The following is a 4,074-nucleotide window of genomic DNA, read 5'->3' as shown; positions in this document are numbered from 1 at the left end:
GAAAAAATATTTTGACAAACTGAATGAAAAATAAAAAACTACCTACAACAACGTGTATAAAAAATTGCTACATTAGTCCTTAAACAAAGGCAGTTGCATTTTTGTTACGTCTGATTTTCCTTCGGAAAATCCTCGCACACAAAATCGCAACTTTCCATACACAAAACCGTTAGCTACAATTTGAGAAATGACGAAATACATCCAAATTTTCATACTTTTTTTAACCTTATCTGCTTGCGGACAAAAAGCAACTGAAATGAATACACCTGAAAATGCTAAAGAGCAATTTGCGGAATTCATTGCAAAGAAAAAATTTGTTGCTCAACCCTATCCAAATTATTATCCAGGAATCGCAGATGAAAAAATGCGACCAATTTTCACGGAGAAAATCAACCAAATTGCATCTGACTTTAAAACCGTTGCGAAATCTGAGAATCCGACTGACAAAGATTATCAAAAACAAATTGGAATTGGACTTTCAAGATTTAGAGAAAACTATCTGGAATTAGATACAGAAGACCGAGAAATGGTTTGTGTTTATATTGAGCAATTGATGGACATAGTTGGACTGGAAAGCTCGAATGGACAGTTGAATAAATTTATGTATAGGTTTGACCCAATGGAAATGGAAAAAGAAGAAAGATGGACAGATAAACACGGTAACGTCTTTATCCAAAAAGGTAATGAAGTTTCCATAATTCCAGCTAAATACGAGAAAACTGGAAAATCATACAAAGTTTTTGTTTTCAACGAGACTACGAACGAAATTCAAGTTTCAGAAAGACTTAAAATACAACCGAACGAATTTAAAGTTTTCAATATGGTAGACACAGACACGCTCGACTTAAACAATGGCGTAAAATTTATGTTTGGCGAAACCTATGGACTTGAAATCGAAGACAAGAAATCACAAGTCAGCGGACTTGGAGGCGAATTTCTGGTAAAATATGGAGTTCCTGACGAAGCAGAATGGGCTTTTGTGATTGTTCCAGAAGGCGAAGGCGATTAAAAAATAAAAACTGTAGCTAACACCGTGTATAATTAATTGCTGTTTTCTTCTCTACTTGCGAATATTCCTGCGGAATATTCACGGGTTCGTAAAAGTTTGCTAACTTAGTTGCTGAACCACGCAACTAACCATACACAAACACGTTGTGCAACATTTGACCAATGAATAAACTTTTAGCCTACATATTAATATTTCTGACTTTCAGCTGTGTTGAGAAAAAGAAAGAATCTAAATCTGACATTAAGATTGAGAAGAAAGAAATAATCTCAATAAATACCGATTCTACTAAATTGAAAGCTGAACCGATTGTTGAAATTAAAAAATCTGATTCTCTATTTATCGACCCAAATAATTTCAAATACTCAAACCTCAATGAATTTGATTTAAGAGGTTGGTATTATGGAATTATCATAGATAGTCTTAAATCGTTCTCTTCGAAAGAAAAATTAGTTGACTATTTTCAAGACGACCGACTCAAAGGAGAGAATATTTATCCTGTTAATTATCAATACTTTTCAATCCAAAAAAACAACAAATCTGAAAAAATAATTACAATTATAGAAGGAGATGAAAGTTGTTGCCACGATTTACATTATTTAATTTACAACTCTGAAAATAAATTGTTGAGCGATAATATCGTTGCAGGAACTGGTGGAGATGGAATGTGGGGATATGACCAATATGGGAAATTTATTAATGATTCAACTTACGTCTTGACTCGAATTGATATGGAAGAGATTGAATTAGAAAATGGCGGAACAAAAACTGAAATAGATTCTGTAATTACAAATTATAGATTTTATAAAAACGAACCATTTGAAAAATTGACTGAACAAAAATTTAAAAAAGTAGAAAAACATTAAAAAACGTTGCACAACAACGTATATAATCCATTGCTAGTGCTAGCCTACTTACGAAAATCCTCGCGGATTTTCTATCTGGTTTTTATTTGCTAACTTTCGTGCTAACACACGCAACGTATCATATACAAAACCGTTGGCAATAATATGAAGAAACGAACCAGACTAATAATCGGAATTACAGTTGCTGGAATATTAATAATAAATAGCTTCTACTTTTTACCACAAGAATCATCTTTATATTTAAAAAGCGATATTTCTGATTTTAAGAAATCAATTATGCCGATTTCTATAATATTAACTCTGATTATAACTTTATTCGGAACATTTGACCGAAAAGAATACAGTGGAAAAATACGGTCGAAATTAATACATATACTCTATATTGGAATGATGTGTATTATTATATATCCTATTATTTCTGACTTTGTTGTTTCGCTCGGACTTAAAACAAATAGATTATCGAGTAATGAATTGATTACTAAAAACTTTATCGTAACGGTTAAAGACGGTTATAGTGATTTGAACAATACTGTTTGGGGAAGAATTCCGAATAAAATGTATGACGGAGAAATTGACAAACTAAAATTAAATCAAAAAGAATATGAGTCGGTAAATGAAAAACAAGAAATCGTATTAGAAATGGAAAAAGGATTATTTGGAATTGCTTTTAATCCGACTATTAAAAAATAAATACTATTGCCAACACCGTGTATAATTAATTGCTAGGTAACTGCCGACTTACGAAAATTCCGCTGGAATTTTCTATCTGTGATTTGTTTACTAACTTTAAGGCTTAACCACGCAACTAACCATACACAAAACCGTTGGGCTTAATTACCACGAAACCGATATATGACACTTAAAAGGAGAATATTAATTGACAAGTTATTAATTCCAGTTATCTTACTATTTGTAATAGTGATATATATAATTAAAGACGGTATGTATCTGTTTAACGAATTGTATGGCTATTATTTATTTTATTTTGTCTTGTGGGTTTTAATTAGTACAATGATAGTCAGTAAATCGACTAATCACCTAATTAAATACACTATTGAAAGCGAACATATTAAACTAACAATTTATAAGAAACTCTACAATGTTCAACAAATAGACATCCCAATTAATTCAATTAAAAACACAAAACTTCAAACAAGAAGTTCTCAATTTGGATTTGATATTTTGAAAATTTATTACCTTGACGAAGACGAGTTAAATGACCTTTTAGAATTAAGGATTTCGGACAAAAAAGATTGGTTGTCAATTTTATCAAAAATCGAAAAAATAAACTAAGCACAACACCGTGTATAATTAATTGCTTCATTGAGCTTACTTGCGAATATTCCTGCGGAATATTCACGGGTTCGTAAATGTTTGCTAACTTAGTTGCTTAACCACGCAACTAACCATACACAACAACGTTAACTACAATGCTGAAACAAACTTCATAGATGATATTACTATTTCTGTTTTTAACCTTAATCATTTTGATTTCATATCCAATAATCGGATTTAAAATCTACAAGTCGATTAGGAATAAAGACAAACGAAAACTATATCGACTTTCAACAATACTTCTGATTTTAATTTTAATTCCAGGCTTTTTCTGGCGAATATTACCAGGTTCTGACCTAGTTTGGAGACCAATCGAAAAAGTCCAAGAAAAAGGCTATAATACCGAATTAACTGGATTTGAATTTAATTTTGGAGACTCGATTTACGAATATGAATCTAAAAGAGACTTTACTGGCGATGGATATTCGATTTGGATTTATGAAATTGACGATAAAACAGCCCAATATTTTAAAAATCCAAACGAAGAGTTTTTTATAGACTATCCAAAATCTGAATTCAGAAAAGACTGGGAAACCGAATTTTGGAAAAAAACGCCATACGATAAAGAAGAGCAAAAGTTTTTGGACTTTGCTAACAGCACACTTGACGAATTGGAATTTGAACTGGAGGACTTACTCAATGAAAAAGGGAATTACTATGCATACGAATACTATATGCACGATTTTGGCGAGGATAAGGTTTATGTTGGAAATATAGATTTTTACATTATATGTCCGAATAGAAAATTGATAGTAAAAATTAACCATAATACGTAAAAAGCACAGTAGCTAACAAAGAACTGAGTTAAAAAACAAGTCATTTTAAACTAATCTTGAAACAAAGTTTTCATCGTAAGGTCGTCCACTT

General features: G+C 31.3%; 5 protein-coding genes. All 5 read left to right on the top strand.

Annotation, left to right across the window (positions count from 1 at the left end):
- Window positions 1-187: 187 nt before the first annotated feature.
- The 5 genes from Q0807_RS18780 to Q0807_RS18760 all read left to right on the top strand — a co-directional run bounded on the left by Q0807_RS18780 (window position 188) and on the right by Q0807_RS18760 (window position 3,983).
- Window positions 188-1,009: a DUF4844 domain-containing protein gene (locus Q0807_RS18780; RefSeq protein ID WP_301162052.1), complete on the top strand. Its 822-nt coding sequence runs from the start codon at window positions 188-190 to the stop codon at window positions 1,007-1,009.
- A gap of 161 nt (window positions 1,010-1,170) precedes the next feature.
- Window positions 1,171-1,872, top strand: a complete 702-nt coding sequence (locus Q0807_RS18775; RefSeq protein WP_301162051.1) for a hypothetical protein — start codon at window positions 1,171-1,173, stop codon at window positions 1,870-1,872.
- A 144-nt stretch (window positions 1,873-2,016) separates the two neighbouring features.
- A complete protein-coding gene (locus tag Q0807_RS18770) occupies window positions 2,017-2,562 on the top strand; it encodes a hypothetical protein (protein ID WP_301162050.1) in 546 nt (181 codons plus the stop codon).
- Window positions 2,563-2,883: 321 nt separating this feature from the next.
- Window positions 2,884-3,165, top strand: a complete 282-nt coding sequence (locus Q0807_RS18765) for a hypothetical protein (RefSeq protein ID WP_301162049.1) — start codon at window positions 2,884-2,886, stop codon at window positions 3,163-3,165.
- 194 nt (window positions 3,166-3,359) lie between these two features.
- On the top strand, window positions 3,360-3,983 hold the full coding sequence (locus Q0807_RS18760) for a hypothetical protein (protein ID WP_301162048.1): 624 nt from the start codon (window positions 3,360-3,362) through the stop codon (window positions 3,981-3,983).
- Window positions 3,984-4,074 lie beyond the last annotated feature (91 nt).

The sequence above is a fragment of the uncultured Winogradskyella sp. genome (assembly GCF_947495255.1).
Taxonomy (GTDB): Bacteria; Bacteroidota; Bacteroidia; order Flavobacteriales; family Flavobacteriaceae; genus Winogradskyella.
Note: the sequence above shows the minus strand (reverse complement) of the source record. Positions and strands in the feature narration are given on the sequence as shown.